This is a genomic window from Pseudomonas sp. ASL7, assembly GCF_056680375.1.
Genome location: NZ_CM155279.1, coordinates 2,279,449 through 2,295,345, shown reverse-complemented (window position 1 = coordinate 2,295,345; position 15,897 = coordinate 2,279,449). Strand labels below are relative to the sequence as shown.

At 58.0% G+C, this 15,897-nt stretch carries 10 protein-coding genes; 4 read left to right on the top strand and 6 right to left on the bottom strand.

Translation table 11 applies throughout. The features are described from left to right. Positions 1-636 precede the first annotated feature (636 nt). Positions 637-1,233 carry a hypothetical protein gene (locus tag AC1MDT_RS10435; RefSeq protein ID WP_480421943.1) on the top strand — a complete coding sequence of 199 codons (597 nt, stop codon included), beginning with the start codon at positions 637-639 and terminating at the stop codon, positions 1,231-1,233. Between the two features lie 33 nt (positions 1,234-1,266). Next, entirely contained in the window at positions 1,267-1,755 is a 489-nt protein-coding gene (locus tag AC1MDT_RS10430; protein WP_480421942.1) for a hypothetical protein, read from the top strand. A gap of 291 nt (positions 1,756-2,046) precedes the next feature. On the opposite strand, the gene AC1MDT_RS10425 is transcribed toward AC1MDT_RS10430, so the two are convergent. The 5 genes from AC1MDT_RS10425 to AC1MDT_RS10405 all read right to left on the bottom strand — a co-directional run bounded on the left by AC1MDT_RS10425 (position 2,047) and on the right by AC1MDT_RS10405 (position 11,496). Continuing rightward, positions 2,047-4,491: an arylsulfatase gene (locus AC1MDT_RS10425; protein ID WP_480421941.1), complete on the bottom strand. Its 2,445-nt coding sequence runs from the start codon at positions 4,489-4,491 to the stop codon at positions 2,047-2,049. 403 nt (positions 4,492-4,894) lie between these two features. Further along, complete coding sequence (locus tag AC1MDT_RS10420; RefSeq protein WP_480421940.1) at positions 4,895-7,186, bottom strand: tetratricopeptide repeat protein; 2,292 nt, start codon at positions 7,184-7,186, stop codon at positions 4,895-4,897. A gap of 224 nt (positions 7,187-7,410) precedes the next feature. Beyond that, positions 7,411-8,955 (bottom strand): amino acid ABC transporter permease/ATP-binding protein, encoded by a 1,545-nt coding sequence (locus tag AC1MDT_RS10415; RefSeq protein ID WP_480421939.1) that lies wholly within the window; start codon positions 8,953-8,955, stop codon positions 7,411-7,413. A 65-nt stretch (positions 8,956-9,020) separates the two neighbouring features. Further along, positions 9,021-9,827, bottom strand: coding sequence for an ABC transporter substrate-binding protein (locus AC1MDT_RS10410; RefSeq protein ID WP_480421937.1), 807 nt, complete (start codon positions 9,825-9,827; stop codon positions 9,021-9,023). An 85-nt stretch (positions 9,828-9,912) separates the two neighbouring features. Further along, positions 9,913-11,496: a zinc-binding metallopeptidase family protein gene (locus AC1MDT_RS10405; RefSeq protein ID WP_480421936.1), complete on the bottom strand. Its 1,584-nt coding sequence runs from the start codon at positions 11,494-11,496 to the stop codon at positions 9,913-9,915. 187 nt (positions 11,497-11,683) lie between these two features. On the opposite strand from AC1MDT_RS10405, the gene AC1MDT_RS10400 reads away from it, so the two are divergent. Beyond that, positions 11,684-12,613 carry a LysR substrate-binding domain-containing protein gene (locus AC1MDT_RS10400; protein ID WP_480421935.1) on the top strand — a complete coding sequence of 310 codons (930 nt, stop codon included), beginning with the start codon at positions 11,684-11,686 and terminating at the stop codon, positions 12,611-12,613. A gap of 195 nt (positions 12,614-12,808) precedes the next feature. Here the strand turns inward: AC1MDT_RS10400 and AC1MDT_RS10395 are convergent, their stop codons facing one another. Next, entirely contained in the window at positions 12,809-13,843 is a 1,035-nt protein-coding gene (locus AC1MDT_RS10395; RefSeq protein ID WP_480421934.1) for a sensor domain-containing diguanylate cyclase, read from the bottom strand. Positions 13,844-14,031: 188 nt separating this feature from the next. Between AC1MDT_RS10395 and AC1MDT_RS10390 the strand changes: the two genes are divergently transcribed. Continuing rightward, positions 14,032-15,891, top strand: coding sequence for an ABC transporter ATP-binding protein (locus AC1MDT_RS10390; RefSeq protein ID WP_480421933.1), 1,860 nt, complete (start codon positions 14,032-14,034; stop codon positions 15,889-15,891). The last annotated feature ends 6 nt before the right edge of the window (positions 15,892-15,897 follow it).

Genomic DNA, 15,897 nt, shown 5'->3' with positions numbered 1-15,897 from the left:
TTGGCCCAGAGTATGTAAAAACGCGGGCGCCGTTTTGAAGTCTGCGTTGCTACGTAAAATCTGCCAGTGCTTGGTTATTCAGCTGACCTGAAGTTTGCGTAGGAACGCGATTTTTGTTCTGGTTCTGACCGTAAATCCTGCTCTAAAACGTTTTTACACAGCCTCGGCCGATTGCTGCCTGAAGAAAATATCAGATGAGCCGGTGCGTTTTAAAACAGTTGGCGTCGACCAGAGGTAATTGCGTGGTGGCGCTGTAGCCGCTACCAAAGGCTGCGCTGACCTTGATGCGATGCCACCCCCACTGACTCCCTCGCGCGTGGCAGCACACCCGGACACCCTGGAACGGACTTGCAGAGCCTCGAGCAACTGATGGCGCCCGGGGCGCCGGGCGCCTTGACCAAAGAACTGATCCAGTGCTCAGCAATGCGTATGGCCATCGAAGAGCTTGGGCAGATAGTGCGCTGGTTGACTGCTGCACTACGAACCAGTGGATTTGCCACTTTTCGACAACGCGGTAAATAGCCTGTGTGAGTTAGCGAGGTGCGGCGGCAGATACGACAGCACAGCCGGACCTCAGTGAGTGGCTTTATGCCATCACTTTGTTAACATTCCCGTCCTAAACTGTCGGGAGTTATCATGCGTGCCTTGCCTTTGCTCTGCCTACTCTCCAGCTGCACTTTGGCCGCCTGCGCCATCCCGTACCAAACTCCCGAAGCCAGGGCTCAGATAGAGCGGGAGCTTGACGTCAATGCCAATGACATCATCAATATTTCCGAGACCAACTTTTGTGCGCTGAGGTACGGTGATGAGGCGTTGTGCCACGCAAAAATCGGACTCGGGGTGCTGACCCGAAAAGGGCTCGTTCTTGCCCTCTATGATTTTGGTCATTACCGCACCGACCTGATCGTGAGGACCAGGGATGTCCAGTGCGGTCAAACTGCGACTTCTCGTGGAACGCCAGAGCCGGTCAATATGTTCACGCAGGAATATGCCGTGGTGCTTCTCCCACTCAATGCACAAGGAAAATGGAACGGCAGCATGCATGCTCAAATGATCGATTACCTGTTGGCAAACGGTCAGCCGCTGTTGGTCGGCGCGGCTGGCAAGTCGGCGCGGACGAGTGACAAGGACAAGATCGTGACGGGGACTGTACCAGGGACAAAAATCCCCTACATCACCGAGTTCAGGTACATGGAGCAATTCAATCCGTGCTCGGCGCCGGTTGGCGGGTAGAATTTTCATAAATTTTTTTTGCCCGCGTCAACCGTGCCAAACGACTGGCCAGTCGCCATCGGTCGAACAATCCAGAGGGGCTTTCCGGCCCTCGCGGCAGCGAAAAGGTACGATACCCACTTTGCCAATGGCAATGATTTCCATGACCTCGACTATGGCTATCTCGGTTGTGATCGATGCGACGACTATTGTCCGTCCGTTAAAACGCTAGCCACCATGGGAGTCGTTCGTGGGAAAGGAAATCAGGCAGTAGTAGATGAATTGGTTCGACGGGAAGATGTCGATCCTGGCATCGTCGGAGAATACTTCAGCCATAGGATGAAGCTGAACTGCGCGCAAAAAGTCGCACATTGCCGATTCTGCGGCGACCAATTAAGGACGTGGCGGACGCGCCAATGCACGCACTGCTTCAAGGATTGGCGCTGGTTGTTATTCAGCGAACTGGAGTGTTCGATGCAGCGCAAGCATTTCGACGCCTCGTTCGATGACCGCTTCTGGCCGATTTCTGACTGTCACGACTGACCGACATTGGCCGATTCTGTTGGAAAAGTCGGCTTCGGTTTCCACGGCAGAAAAGTGCGCGTCTGAGATTGAAATCCGTGTTTACGCAGAGGGTTCAGATTTGACGTAGCAGTGTGCAAAAAATGGCGTTTCACCGTTCAAAGTAGGGTGCACCAACCCGGGTCGACTTTTTCAACACAATATGTTGTGTGCAGACCTTCAATGTTTGAATTCACTGGCCTGTGCGGCTTACCGCGCAGGCCAGTAAAATTAGAGGTTGGATCTCGCAACGATCCAGCCCCTCGCCCGAGGCTATTTGTCGGCTTCCACCCTCGCTTCAGATTCCTGCAGCTTCTTCACGTCCTCGGGCGACAGCTTCGGCCGGTCGAGCGCGATAGTTAGCTTATTGATCGTGCCGGTGAACGTAAACGGGATCTGGTAGTCCTGGTCATTCACGGGGGTACCGGAGGCCGCGCCGATGTTGAATACAGTGTCCAGAGGCTTGGTGAGAGGAAGGGTGTGCTCGATCCTTTCGGTTGATACAGGTTTGCCATCCACCTTCAACGTCCCGGTCCCGCCACCACCGATACCGCTCAAGTTGTTGTATGCCAAGGTGTCGGCGCCGAGTCCGTCATACTTGAAGTCGAACACGACCGTGTGTTTGCCCGGTGTAAGTTCAGGCCCCTGCCATTTGGTTCGTTTGAGACCGAGGAGGTTATAGGTGAACGTTGGAGCTCCTTTCACCAGATAGAGCGCATAGCCCCAAAACCGCCCGCCTTCGTTCACGATCATGCCGTCGGTACCTGCCTTGGGTATATCAACCTCTGCTGTGATGGTGTAGGAGCTGTTGAGCAGGCTTGGCATGTTCCCTGCCGGGATATTGGTGACAGTAGCGCCCGAATAGTTGAAGACCGTTCTGCCCGCCGCAAGGCTGGGGCGGGGCGATACGAACCGCGTTGCCGCCGAGGCATCGAGTGGCAGTACTTGATATTTGGCAAACTCACCAAACATCAGATCCTTCATTTCCTGAACCTTCACTTGATTCTGTGCGGAGACATCTGTGTATTGTGTCCAGTCTTTACTGAGGTCGTAGAGCTCGAATTTGAACGCTGTCGCGGGATCGGTGATCGCTGCCCCGGTAAGGTCCCACGGTGCGCGAAGTGGCACCGCGCTCAGCATCCAGCCATCGTTGTACAGACCCTGAGTACCCAGCATCTCGAAATACTGGATGGTGTGATGCGACTTGGCATCGCGCCCGCCGGCGTTGGCGTCGAACGTGTAGGCCATGCTCACACCCTCAAGCGGCTTCTGTGCGATACCGTCAACCTGGACGGGTGCGGTAATGCCGGCGGCTTCCAATAGTGTTGGCATAATGTCGATGACGTGGTGGAACTGCCAGCGGATACCGCCAACGTCCTTGATATGACCGGGCCACGAAATCGCCATGCCGTTCTTGGTGCCGCCGAAGTAGGATGCGATCTGCTTGGTCCACTTGTACGGCGTGTCGAAAGTCCAGGCCCAACCAATGGAGTAGTGCGGATAAGTCAGTTTGCTGCCCCAGGCGTCGTACATGGGCATCTGCTCGGCCGCGGTCGGATTGACACCGTTGAATGGAAGAAGCTCGTTCCAGGTACCCATTGGCGAGCCTTCAGCCGAAGCACCATTGTCGCCGCTGATGTAAACGATGATCGTGTTGTCAAGCTTGCCCATGTCTTCCACGGCCTGGACCACGCGACCGATCTCATGGTCGGTGTAGGCGAGGTAGGCGCCGTAGACATCTGCCTCTTTAATCAGCAATTTCTTTTCTTCGGGAGTGTATTGGTCCCACTCCTTGAGCAAGTCCTTTGGCCAAGGTGTCAGCTGGGCATCCGCCGGGATAACCCCAAGCTTTTTCTGATTGGCAAATATCTGCTCCCGCACGGACTGGTAGCCTTTGTCAAAGAGGTGCAAGGCGCTGATTTTTTCAATCCACTCCGGCGTCGGATGGTGCGGCGAGTGCGTGCCCCCCGGCGCGTAATAGATCATGAATGGGATCGACGGGTCGACGTCGTTGATCTGACTCATCCAGTTGATGGCTTCGTCGGCCATGGCCGTAATGAGATTCCATCCCGGATGCCCGTCGAAGGGCGTGATCGGCGTGGTGTTACGGGTGAGCATCGGCTCCCACTGAGAGCTGTCACCGGCGTTGAATCCGTAAAAGTAATCGAAACCCATGCCGGTCGGCCATTGGTTGAACGGCCCGGCCTGGCTGGTCTCGAAAGCGGGAGTATTGTGGTTCTTGCCGTACCACGAGGTGCGGTAGCCGTTCTCTTGGAGGACTTTGCCTATGGTTGCGCTTTCAGGCCCCATGATGCTGTCGTAGCCTGGAAAGCCGGTTGCAACTTCGGAGATTACACCGAAGCCAACAGAGTGGTGGTTGCGCCCGGTGAGCAACGCTGCTCGCGTCGGGGAGCACAGCGAAGTCGTATGGAAGTTCGTGTAGCGAAGGCCGTTTTGGGCAATGCGGTCCATAGTCGGCGTCGGGATGAGGCCTCCGAAGGTCGATGGCGCGCCGAAGCCGACATCATCGGTCATGATGACCAGGATATTCGGTGCACCCTTCGGTGGCACCACGCGCGCTGGCCACGCCGGCTTCGACTGCATGGCATTCAGGTTTATCTGGCCTTGGAACGGTGGAGGTGGTGGCGGCAGGTACTTGCCATCAATCGTGGTGGTCGCTTCGGGCGAACCCGGCGCACCGGTGGTTTGCTCGGCCATGGCCGGCGCCACCATTATGGCTGACAACATACATGCCAATATCCCCAGTACCAGGGATCCTGATTTCGATGCCCCTGATGCGGAGCTCACCGCAAGCGCTGTTGACCTCTTCATTGGAACTCTCCCGAATATGCCGAAGTTCCCCCGTGTGCAGCGTAGTCTGATGTCAATAAAACCACGTCCCAAATGAGCCTATGACCGACAGACGGCTACATTCAAGGTAGTCGTCGCGTCATCAAACGGTGCTGTTTTTTCGATCTGCTGCTCCCGATCTGGGTTCAGCAGTCCTATCGACTCCCAGTTATGCGTCTGACCTGACCAGCATTCCAGGAACGAAAAGTACGGCTATGTCGACCGTCAGGCCGTCCCCTGTAGAGGCTGCTGCCTGACGGTGCTGAGCACGCTAGTGCATACCAAGTTGACGCTTTAAATTGAGCAGGCGCTGATCCTGTGGTGCAACTGCTTCCAGGCGACGGACGTATTCGAATGCCTCTTGTAGCTTATTGCCCGATCCAAGCAGGTACACCATCGCATAGAGCAAGTCTGCATCATCCGGTGCCTGGGCCAAGCCCGCTTCCAGTGCCGCCTGTGCCTCTGCACGGCGTTGCATTTGCAGTAGCAATAGACTTTGGTTGTAGCGAATGCGCGGGTTCTTCGGCAGCTCGGTTGCCGCTGTCTCAAACAGCGGCAACGCCTCGTCGGCGTTGTTCCGTTCAACCAGCAGCAACGCCAGCATGTAGGCGATATTGCCGTGATCGGTCACGGGCATCTCCTTCAAGGCGACACCGTCGCGCAGAACCTGCTCGGCCTCGTCCTGGCGCAACATCGAGCTTGCCAGCGTCGCCAGGTTCACCCGCGCAGGGGCGAAGTACGGGTCGAGCTTCAAGGCCTGGTGATACTGCTCCAAGGCTTCCTGCTGGCGCCCATCGCGCTCGAGCAATACTGCCAGGTTCAGGCGATTGCCCGGAAGGTCGGCATTACCGCGCAGGCGCTGTTCATAGTCCGCCTGCGCCGCTTTGAAGGGTTCGCGCTCAACTTCAGGCAAGGCAATCACCGAGATCCCGACCAGCGCATTCAAGGCCTGATCACGGACGGCGCGATTTTCGTCGTGCAGCAATGGCAACAGATACTTGACCCGCTGTACGGGTGTTTGCCCACTGAAACCGGATGCCGCGTAGGCCCGTACCAGAGAGCTATCGTCTTTGAGTGCCTGAGCCAGGCTTGGCAACGCCGGGTCACCCATCGACGCCAGTTGCTCGGCGGCAGTGGCGCGAACGATGGCGGGCTTACCCAGGTCGCCGATCAGCGCCGTTAATTGTTGCAGCGAGTCGACCTGGTCAGTGCGAGCGGCATGTAGGGCCTGGCCATAGTGCTGTGGCCGTTGCGGAGTCCCGAACCAGCCCTCGATGACTTTCGCCGCCCATGCTGGCTCCTTGTCCTTATGGCAGGCGGTGCAGGCATCGGGGCTCCCGGTCTGTGCATCCAGGTCCGGACGCGGCAGACGGAAACTGTGATCGTGTCGCGGGTCGATCACCATATAAGTCTGGGCCGGCATATGGCAATTGACGCACTGTGCCCCCTGAGAGCCAGCCGCATGGTGATGGTGCTCGGGGCTGTCGTAGTTCTTCGCCTGCAGGCTGGGAAAGCGGGTGGGTGGATGGGGGTTGTGGCATTGCTGGCAAAGGCCATTGCCCTGGATTTTGACTTTGGTGGTATGCGGATCATGGCAGTCGGTACAGGTCACGCCTGCAGCAAACATCTTGCTTTGGGTGAAAGAACCATAGACATAGACCTCACCCTGCATTTGCCCGTCGGCATGGTACATGCCAGGGGCCAGGGTCGCTGGCAATACGCTGTCGAGTAATGGCTTGCCCGGTTGCTGCCCCACATTCAAGCTCTGTCGACGACTGTGGCAGTAAGCGCACTGATCCCCCAGTCCCTTGCTACCCAAGGCCTTGTAATCGACGATCAGGCCGATTTCGGCGGGCGAATTGTAACTGACCTGCGCAGGCTTCTCCTTGGCAGCCCAGTCAACATGAGCCTGACCGGGGCCATGACAGGCCTGGCAGCCGACATTCTGCTCATGCCAAGTGGTGGCAAAAGTATCGGTTTTGTCGTCGTAGCCCTTGAGTAGATTGCTCGAATGGCAATCGGCGCACATGGCGTTCCAGTTCTGGTAGCGGCCGGTCCAGTGCAAGGGATCGGTGGGTGCGAAATGCTGCCCTGGGTAAAGGGAAAACCAGCGTTGTCCGCCCTCGTCCTTGGTTCGCGTGTCCCAGGCGATGGTCAGGCTTTGCAGGCGACCACCGGGGAATGCCACCAAGTACTGCTGCAAGGGTTTGTAGCCGAAAGTGTAGAGGATTTCGAAATCAGCAGGTTTACCGTCAGAGCCTTCGGTGTTGACGAAAAATTTCTTACCCTTACGAAAGAACCTGGCTTCGACCTTACCATCCTTGAAGTGCGCATCCTTGAAATCACCCAGCACACTGGTCTTGGTTGCTGAACGCATGGCCCAATCGTGGTCAGAGTTTTTCCAGGCGGCGGCCTGCTCGGCATGGCAGCCGATGCAGCTTTCGGCGGACGCATAACCCTTGGCATCAGTGGCAAGGCCGGGGGGCTGCGCGCAAGCACTCTGGGCAAATAGCAGAACCGTCGTGAACGACAATCCCCGGAAAGCGTATTTGAGCAAGTGCAAAGAATTATCCTTGAGGCAGGTCGACGGAAAAGAACTGCAAACCACAAAGTTATAGCCTCATTGGGGATTTACGCTATTACGCAAAAGGTGCAGGCACGATAACTATCCTGACACCGGGGCGATTCAATTCTGTGGTCGACGCGTAAGATCGAGGCGCTGTTGCATCGACCGGTTGAATCTACAGCCGTTTTCTGCCTGTCACGACCGACCGAAATCGAGTCAGATCAGCCGTTCACCGTCGCGTGTTCACGGTGCAGTTCGGGGGTGATCCCCATAAACCTGCGCACTCGCTCCCCAGTAACCTCTCGCCGTATGGCTTCGGGAGTCGCATCCAGTTGGACATTGCCATTCTCCATGAAAATCACCCGGTCGGAGATGCCCATGGCAAAGTCCATTTCATGGGTCACGATCAGCATGGTCATACCTTCCTTGGCCAGGTCGCGGATCACGTTCAACACGTCGTTGACCAGTTCCGGGTCCAGTGCCGAGGTCGGCTCGTCGAACAACATGATCTGCGGTTCCATTGCCAAGGCCCGGGCGATGGCCACGCGCTGCTGCTGACCGCCGGAAAGCTGGTGCGGATACTTGTGGGCATGGGCCAGCAGGCCGACCTTGTCCAGTAGCGCATAGGCGCGGTGTTCGCTCAACTCTGTGGCAATGCCGTGGTAGCGCGGCGCGAGAGTGACGTTGTCGAGAATGGTGCGATGAGGGAACAGGTTGAAGTTTTGGAACACCATGCCGATTTGGCGGACGCCCCGACGCAGCAGTACGCTGTTGGGTTTGTCCGTGGGGCTGATGAACTTCTCGCCGAACAGCAGGATCTCGCCATTGTCGATGCTTTCCAGGCCATTGACGGTACGGATCAATGACGTCTTGCCCGAACCTGACGGTCCAATAATCGAGACCACCTGGCCATACTCGACATTCAGGTCGATACCCTGCAGCACCTTGTGCGTGCCGTAGCTTTTCTGGATGTTCTTGAGCTGCAGGATCGACACCGTGCCGGCGTTGGCCGGCTTGCGGGCGCTGTCGGGCAAGGCTTCGGCGCTAGCCTTGAGCTTGGCCACAGCAGCATCGCCAAGGGTTTGCGGCTTGCGGAAGTTCAAGTCCAGGTGACGCTCCAGGCGCTGCAGGAACCAGCCGAACACGGTGACGATCAACACGTAGTAAACCGCCACGGCTGCGAGGGTTTCCATGACCAGGAAGTTGGTCGCGTAGAGGCGTTGACCGACAGTGAGGATTTCGGTCAGGGAGATCACCGACACCAGCGAGGTGAGCTTGACCACGGTGATGTATTCATTGATTAGTGTGGGTAGCGAGATTCGGAAGGCCTGAGGGATCACGATCAATCGCTGTAAACCGAACAGGCCGATACCCAGGGCGCGGCCGGCTTCGCGCTGACCCTTGGCAACCGAAATCAAGCCGCCGCGATGGATCTCCGCCATGTACGCCGCCTCGGTGGCTACCAGGGCCAGTAAGCCGGAGTAAAAGGGGTTGGAAAGAATCGGGCCGCCTCCCGGAAACATTTGCGGCAGGTTGTAGACGAACACCACCAGCACCAGTAACGGGATGCTGCGAAAGAACCAGATGTACACTGCCGCAGGAATGCGCAGCAAGGGCGACTGGGACAACTTGGCCGAGGCCAGCAGAAAGCCCAGCAGCATGCCGATGAACCACGCCAGGGCGCTGAGCTCGATCACCGTTATGCAGGCTTTCCAGAAGTCCGGCAGGGAGAACAGGGAGAAAAAGTACGACCATTCGAATTGCATTTAGGCACCTCACTCTGCCGCCCCCGGGCGAGGAGGGCAGACAACCAATCTATAGGGACAGATTCTTATTTGGCGGTGGGTTCTACCAGGTCGTATTTTTTCAAAATAGCTGCGTATTCACCACTCTTCTTGGATTCCTCGAAGGCGTTCTGCACAGCGGTGAAGGTCTCATCGCTGCCTTTTTTGACGAAGATACCGAGGGTCTGCTGATAGATCGGCGTATCAGTAGTGACCACAACGCGACCATTGGTCTTTTCAGCGATCATTTTTGCGGCACCGGCAATTTCAACCTGGGCGTCGACGTTCTTAGACAGGAGCGCCTGGGTCACCTCTGGGGCTGATGGGAATTCGCTGACGGAGATAGCACCTTTGCCGTTAGGCACACAGTAGGAATCGGAGAGTTTCTTGAAGTCGGCAACCCAGGTGGTGCCTTGTTCCAGGCCAAGTTTCAGGCCACAAAGGTCTTCAGGCTTCTTTGCGTTGATTTTGCTCCCCGCGGGCACCATGACCGCAGCGCCCGTGTTGGCGTAGGCGATGGTCTGGGCCTGGGTCTGGCGCTCAGGGGTGATGTACATGCCGGAAATGATCGCGTCGTACTTCCCGGAGTTGAGGCCGAGGATCAGGCTTGGGAATTTGGTGTCGACGAATTCCACTTTGGCATTCATGTGCTTGGCCAGGGCTGTGGCGAGCTCAGGGTCGGAGCCCACCACGTTTTTATTGGCGTCGTACGACTCGAACGGCGGATATGTAATTTCCATGCCGATTTTCAGCACGCCAGGAGTGGCGATGACGTCCGCCTGGCTCTGACCGATGCACAACAATGACACGGTGAACAGGGCCACGCGGGTGATACCGGAAGATTTGGCAAACATGAGGAAGAGCTCCAGTGTCGGCAGCGCCCGCAGGCGCCGCTCAGGGTTTATTATTGTGGGATGAAGCGCTCAGTACCGCTGGTGATTACTCGTCGTCGCGGGCCGGAATCCACCATTCCTCACCGCGCACGGTGCTGATGTATTCCGGCCAGCGGAAGCGGTGCGGGACCTGGAAGTCTTCGGGCAACAGCGGCGCCTGCCACTGCGTGCCACCGATCCCGCCGCCGGTACGTTCGTTGAATTCGCGCCGGGCGGCATGCAGCAGGTCAGGTTGGGTAAACAGGTCCACCAAGGTCGCGCCGATGGTTTTCGCAGCCACGTTGATCATCGGGTCGATGGTCTGGCGGATGCCGCCTAGGGCGTTGGAGACCCAGTCCGGGTAGGTAAAGCCGGCCGGTGCGCTGAGCATCGGACGCGCCACATACAAGCGTGCAGTTGGGCAGTGCCAGGTGTATTCGGGGTAGTCATCGGAGGTCAGGTACTTCTGCCACGCGGGCATCTGCAGGCGCATCTGCCGCTCGCACTCGCGGGGCTCCATCAGTGCCTCTGTCGCCGGCAGAAAGGGTTTGGTCATGGGTTGCAGGTTGAGATTGGTCTGGATTTCCTGGGCGATGGCGATGGCTTCGTCGTCCCAGCTTGGTGCACCGATAGCGGCGAGGTTGTCGTAGGTGGCCTGGGCCATGATGTGGTTAGGGAGACCGCCGCGGGATTTGCAGACCCAGGTTTTCTTCCACTGGCAGCCGGTGGCCATGGCCACGGCGGTGGCGTTGTTGTCCATGACCTGGGAAATGGTTTCGGCTTGTTCGATGGAATCGCAACGCAGCAGGTACTGGATCTGTGCAACATGTGGTGGCAGGTTGTCAGCGGTGGCCTGGCCGGCAGTGAGAATGGCCTCGTTGAAACTCCAGAGCCCGGTGAACGGCAGCGTTGAACGGCGCAGGCTCTCGTTCAGGTTGTAGAAATGCACCAGTGCGTCGTTGGCTCCCGGAGCCCGAGCGGCGAGATGATTCTGCGGAATCGGGCTGTACTTGTCGGCGGCGATCCAGTTCTGCGGCTCTTCGCAGGTGAAGGTGTAGATGTAGGCGTAGGCGATACCGCAGTGGGTATCCCAGGTCGTGGTGTTGTTCAGCGGCAGCATGTAGGTGGGGTGGAAACTGATGGCGGCGTCTATGTCATCGTAGTAACCCTTGGCGGCGTGCACCGGTTTCGACGCACGGAGTTTTTCCGCCGGTTCGCCGAAGAACTTGATAGTGCCCTGGATGCCGAATTCGAGCATCGCTGCCTTGGCTGCCAGGGCGCCGCCCAGAGCGCTGATGCCCAGTGCCGAGTGGGGGTCGGTGTGACCCGGGGCGAACTTTGAAAGGCCATCGCGGGGCATCTTTTTCGTGGCGGCGGCCTGGCAGTTGCCAGGGACTGCGTCGTATTCGGCGTAGGTGGCGAGGATCGGTCCTTCGCCCCGGGTGAAGGTGGCGCAGAACGCGGTGGGCATACCGCCGCTCCCTTCTTCCACGGTGAAGCCTTCATTGCGCAGCAACTCGACGTACCAGGCGCAGGATTTGTACTCGCGAAAAGCCGGCTCGGCGAAGTGCCAGATTTTCTGGTGCCAATCGGATAATTTCTGACGGTTACTGTCGATCCAGTCCAGGACAAATTGCTTGTGCTGCAACATTGCGGCCTCCTCGGCTTTTTTGTTTTTAGGGTTCGGGACGATCAAGTTGACGTCCCGTTTCGCCTTATTATTGGTGAAGAGAAACAAACAACAATCGAAAAAAACTGGCGGTTATTGAGTAAATAGTTTTACCTATTGCCCGGCATCCAGGTGCTTGTAGACGCCAGAGAAGAACAGGAGCTGTACCATGCGATTTCCCTCAATGACTGCGTTACGAGCCTTCGATGCCTTGTCGCGTCTGGGTAGCGTTACCGCAGCGGCCGTGGAGTTGAACCTGACCCGCAGCGCTATCAGCCACCGGATCAACACCCTGGAGGAAGGCCTTGGTTATCTGCTTACCGAGCGCACCGGGCGTGGTGTCAAGCTGACCTACGAAGGCGAGCGCTACGCCCGGGAAGTGCACAAGATCCTCGCCAGCATGCAAGAGGCCGGACGTCGCTCTGATGACGACCAGTTCACCGGGCGCCTTTGTGTCAGCTGCAACCCGGGGTTCTCCACCTATTGGCTGTGCCTGCACATCGGCTCTTTCCTCAAGCAGTTCCCCAAGGTGCGCCTGAAGATCATTTCGCCTCGGACCACCGAGGACACCAGTGACACCAGCGCCGATGTGTTCATCGCCTATGGCGTTGGTGAGTGGCCCAATCAAGTGACGCGCCAGGTGGTCGGTCTGCACTACTTTCCGGTGTGCAGCCCGCGCCTTGTCAACTCCAGCCCTGGCCTGAAAACTCCGCAAGACCTAGAGGCCTACCCGCTACTGCACATGAATGATTATTCGGACTGGCGGACCTGGCTGGGTGCGGTCGGTGCCACAGACATCGACGTCACCACCGGCGTATTGTTCGCCGATGCCCACTGTGCGATTTCCGCGTGCATTGCCGCTCAAGGCGTGTCGATCGGCGACAATCTGCTTGCCGGTGATGCGCTGACGCGAGGGTTACTGGTGCGGCCTTTTGAACTGTCCATCCACTCCAATCGCGGTTACTACCTCGTGGCCGATCCGCTCAAGGCCGAGCGCCCGGTGGTGAAGGCCTTCAGTGACTGGCTGACGAGACAGGTGTATGCAACGACCCCGAACATGAGCGGCATCTTTGCCCCTGAGCCAGGCGCTGCGGTTTAGCTGGGCAATTGGGGCTATCGCGCTCCATGTCATGAGCTCTTTGGCTATGACGGACGCAGGGCTCCCTCCCTCGTGTTCCAGCTTCGGGATTGATTTGAATTGACCCTAAATTCGTAGACGTTGATTGACTGCTTTTGGCCGATTCTTGCCTGTCATGAGGGGCAGAAAACGACCCATTGTAGACCGTCGACTTTCCTACAACCGTTGACGGTTCCGCTGCTGTTTCACCTTATACATCTCGCGGTCTGCCAGCTTTGTGGCCTCGTCCACAGTCATGCTGCCCGGTATCACTGCCACTACCCCGACACTCGCGCCGGTATAATGTATATCACCAAGACCGTGGCCCAGCTCATATCGTCCAATCGTCGCTTTGGACAGACGATCCTGAAGCAGTTCGGCTGCATGTCGCATGTCCTGCGCCAGGTCCGAGTGTTCGGAAGGTGTGCCCAAGGCGATCACGATGAACTCATCACCGCCAGTACGCCCGATGATGTCGCTGGTTCTAAGGCCATGCTGCAATTGGGCGGCCACACTGCGCAGCAATTGGTCTCCTACCAGGTGACCGCGGGTATCGTTGATGAGCTTGAACCCATCCAGATCGATGACACCCATGAGTATGTACTTGTTCTCCCGCTGGGCCAGGGCGAACAGGTGCGCGGCATCGTTAAGAATGGCACGCCGGTTGGACAGGCCGGTGAGTGGGTCTGTCAGGGCCAGCTTGGTCAACTCGGCGTTGGCAGTCTGGAGTTGCTCAACAAGCAGCCCACGTTCAAGGGAATATCCCAGCAACCCTGACAGCAGCATCAGCAAGGGTTCCACTTCAGGAGAGCGGGTCACCTGATCCGAGCTGGCGGCACAGACCGTCCCCAGCAGTTGACCATCCTGGGATCTGATGGGCGCGCTCACGTAGGTTCTGATGCCCAAGGCCGCGGCGGCCTCCGAGTCCCCCCAAACTTCGGCAACGTTATCCGAGTACATGCGATTCTCGTCCAGCGCCCGCTTGCACAGCGTATCTGTCCAAGGCACGACCAGCCCTTCAGGAATCACCATGTCACCGACGTTGCGTGCGAACTCGACACGCTGGACACCCTCGTCGGTATTGATGGTCGTCAGGTAGGTCGACTCCATACCGGTTATCCGGCTGAGCAGGGTCAGCAAGGGACGCGTTAGCTGCTCCAGGGTTTTGGCTTTAGGAATGGTATCGGAGAGAAGAGAAAGAACCTGATCCATTTGGGCATGCCGATAGCTAAGGGGTATTTTGATTATCGACTAATCGGCGGATTACTGAACAGTGCAGGGTTTCACCAAACCGAATGAGGCTGCCAGCGCGCTCGCTCAGTCAAGCGGGCAATCGCAAAACCCTCAACGCTAGCGTTCAATGGCAGAATCCCCTCAACTTGACCGTTTTGGAGAACACCATGCTTCGTGCTTTTGAACGAAGGCTCGACCCTTTTCCTCCTGACGAGGTACCTCCGCCACCCAACGGCCTGACTCGCTTCCTGTGGGCCTGCACACGGGGCGCCCGCGGTTACATCCTTGCGCTTGCGCTGCTCAGTGCCGCTGTGTCGATTTACGAAGCCTGGCTGTTTTCCTTCCTCGGGCAGGTCGTGGACCTGCTCTCGACCTGGCAGGCAGGCGGTGAAGCGGCGGCGCAGGAAAGTCGCGTGTTATGGGGCATGGGCATCGTCATGGTGGGCAGTGTCGGGCTGGTGGCGTTGCGCACCATGGTGCAACACCAGATATTGGCAATTAACTTGCCGTTGCGGCTGCGCTGGGACTTCCATCGACTGATGCTGCGGCAAAGTCTTTCGTTTTTTTCCGATGAGTTTTCCGGCCGGGTCACTACCAAGGTGATGCAGACGGCGCTAGCCGTGCGCGACGTGCTGTTCACCCTGATCGAGATCGCACCCGGGATCGGGGTGTATTTCATAGCAATCATTGCACTGGCCGGTGGCTTCGCTCTGAAACTGATGCTGCCTTTCGTTGCCTGGGTCGCGTTGTTCGGGCTGGCCATGCTGTACTTCGTGCCCCGCCTGGGGAAAGTCGGGCAGGAGCAGGCCAATGCGCGGTCGATGATGACTGGGCGTATCTCGGACGCTTACACCAACATCACGACGGTGAAGCTGTTCTCCCACTCCAATCGTGAAGCGCATTTCGCGCGTGCCGCGATGGAGGATTTCAAGCAAACCGGCTTTCGCCAGATGCGCCTGGTCAGCCAGTTCGAGATCGTCAACCAGGCGTTGGTGGTGGCGTTGATCATGGCCGCCGGTGGCTATGCGCTGTGGCTATGGCACCAGGGTGAGGTCGGCGCAGGTGCCGTGGCGGCAATCACCGCCATGGCGCTGCGTATCAATGGCATGTCGCACTGGATCATGTGGCAAATGACCTCGCTGTTCGAGAGCATCGGCACCGTGCAGGATGGCATGGCAACCTTTACCCGTGGCCCAAAGGTGAAGGATACGCCGGACGCCGGCGTGCTGGTGACCTCCGGTGGCGCGGTAACCTTCGATAAGGTGAGCTTCAACTACAACGGCGAACGTCAGGTGCTCGATGGCCTGAGCCTGAGCATCCGCCCGGGCGAAAAAATCGGCCTGGTTGGCCGCTCTGGCGCCGGCAAATCCACGCTTATCAACTTGCTGCTGCGCTTCTATGACGTCGACAGCGGGGAGATTCGCATCGATGGCCAAAACATCGCACACGTGACACAAGACAGCCTGCGCAGCTCCATCGGCATGGTCACGCAGGACACCTCCCTGTTGCACCGTTCCATTCGCGACAACATCGCCTACGGCCGTCCCGATGCGACCGACGCGCAAATCCGCAACGCCGCGGCCAATGCCCAGGCCGATGAGTTCATCAGCCAATTGAGCGACTGGCAAGGCCACACTGGCTACGACACCCTTGTGGGTGAGCGCGGCATCAAGCTGTCGGGCGGCCAGCGCCAACGCGTCGCGATTGCCCGGGTGATGCTCAAGAACGCCCCGATCCTGCTGCTTGACGAGGCCACCAGCGCGCTGGACTCGGAAGTCGAAGTGGCCATTCAGGAAAGCCTTGATGAAATGATGCAGGGCAAGACCGTGATCGCCATCGCCCATCGGCTGTCCACGATTGCGGCCATGGACCGGCTCATCGTCATGGATGACGGACGCATCATCGAACAGGGGACTCACACCGAATTGCTTGGGAAGAACGGCGTCTATGCGCGGCTGTGGCAGCATCAAAGTGGCGGGTTTTTGGGTGAGGATATGGGAGTGGTCGAGGCTATGGATCAGGTGTGAGCGTGA

What these genes read in the sequence shown, in the direction of transcription:
- AC1MDT_RS10390 (WP_480421933.1), top strand. Translation starts at nt 14,032, where the DNA reads ATGCTTCGTGCTTTTGAACGAAGGCTCGACCCTTTTCCTCCTGACGAG.
- AC1MDT_RS10395 (WP_480421934.1), bottom strand. Translation starts at nt 13,843, where the DNA reads ATGGATCAGGTTCTTTCTCTTCTCTCCGATACCATTCCTAAAGCCAAA.
- AC1MDT_RS10410 (WP_480421937.1), bottom strand. Translation starts at nt 9,827, where the DNA reads ATGTTTGCCAAATCTTCCGGTATCACCCGCGTGGCCCTGTTCACCGTG.
- AC1MDT_RS10435 (WP_480421943.1), top strand. Translation starts at nt 637, where the DNA reads ATGCGTGCCTTGCCTTTGCTCTGCCTACTCTCCAGCTGCACTTTGGCC.
- AC1MDT_RS10400 (WP_480421935.1), top strand. Translation starts at nt 11,684, where the DNA reads ATGCGATTTCCCTCAATGACTGCGTTACGAGCCTTCGATGCCTTGTCG.
- AC1MDT_RS10415 (WP_480421939.1), bottom strand. Translation starts at nt 8,955, where the DNA reads ATGCAATTCGAATGGTCGTACTTTTTCTCCCTGTTCTCCCTGCCGGAC.
- AC1MDT_RS10425 (WP_480421941.1), bottom strand. Translation starts at nt 4,491, where the DNA reads ATGGCCGAGCAAACCACCGGTGCGCCGGGTTCGCCCGAAGCGACCACC.
- AC1MDT_RS10405 (WP_480421936.1), bottom strand. Translation starts at nt 11,496, where the DNA reads ATGTTGCAGCACAAGCAATTTGTCCTGGACTGGATCGACAGTAACCGT.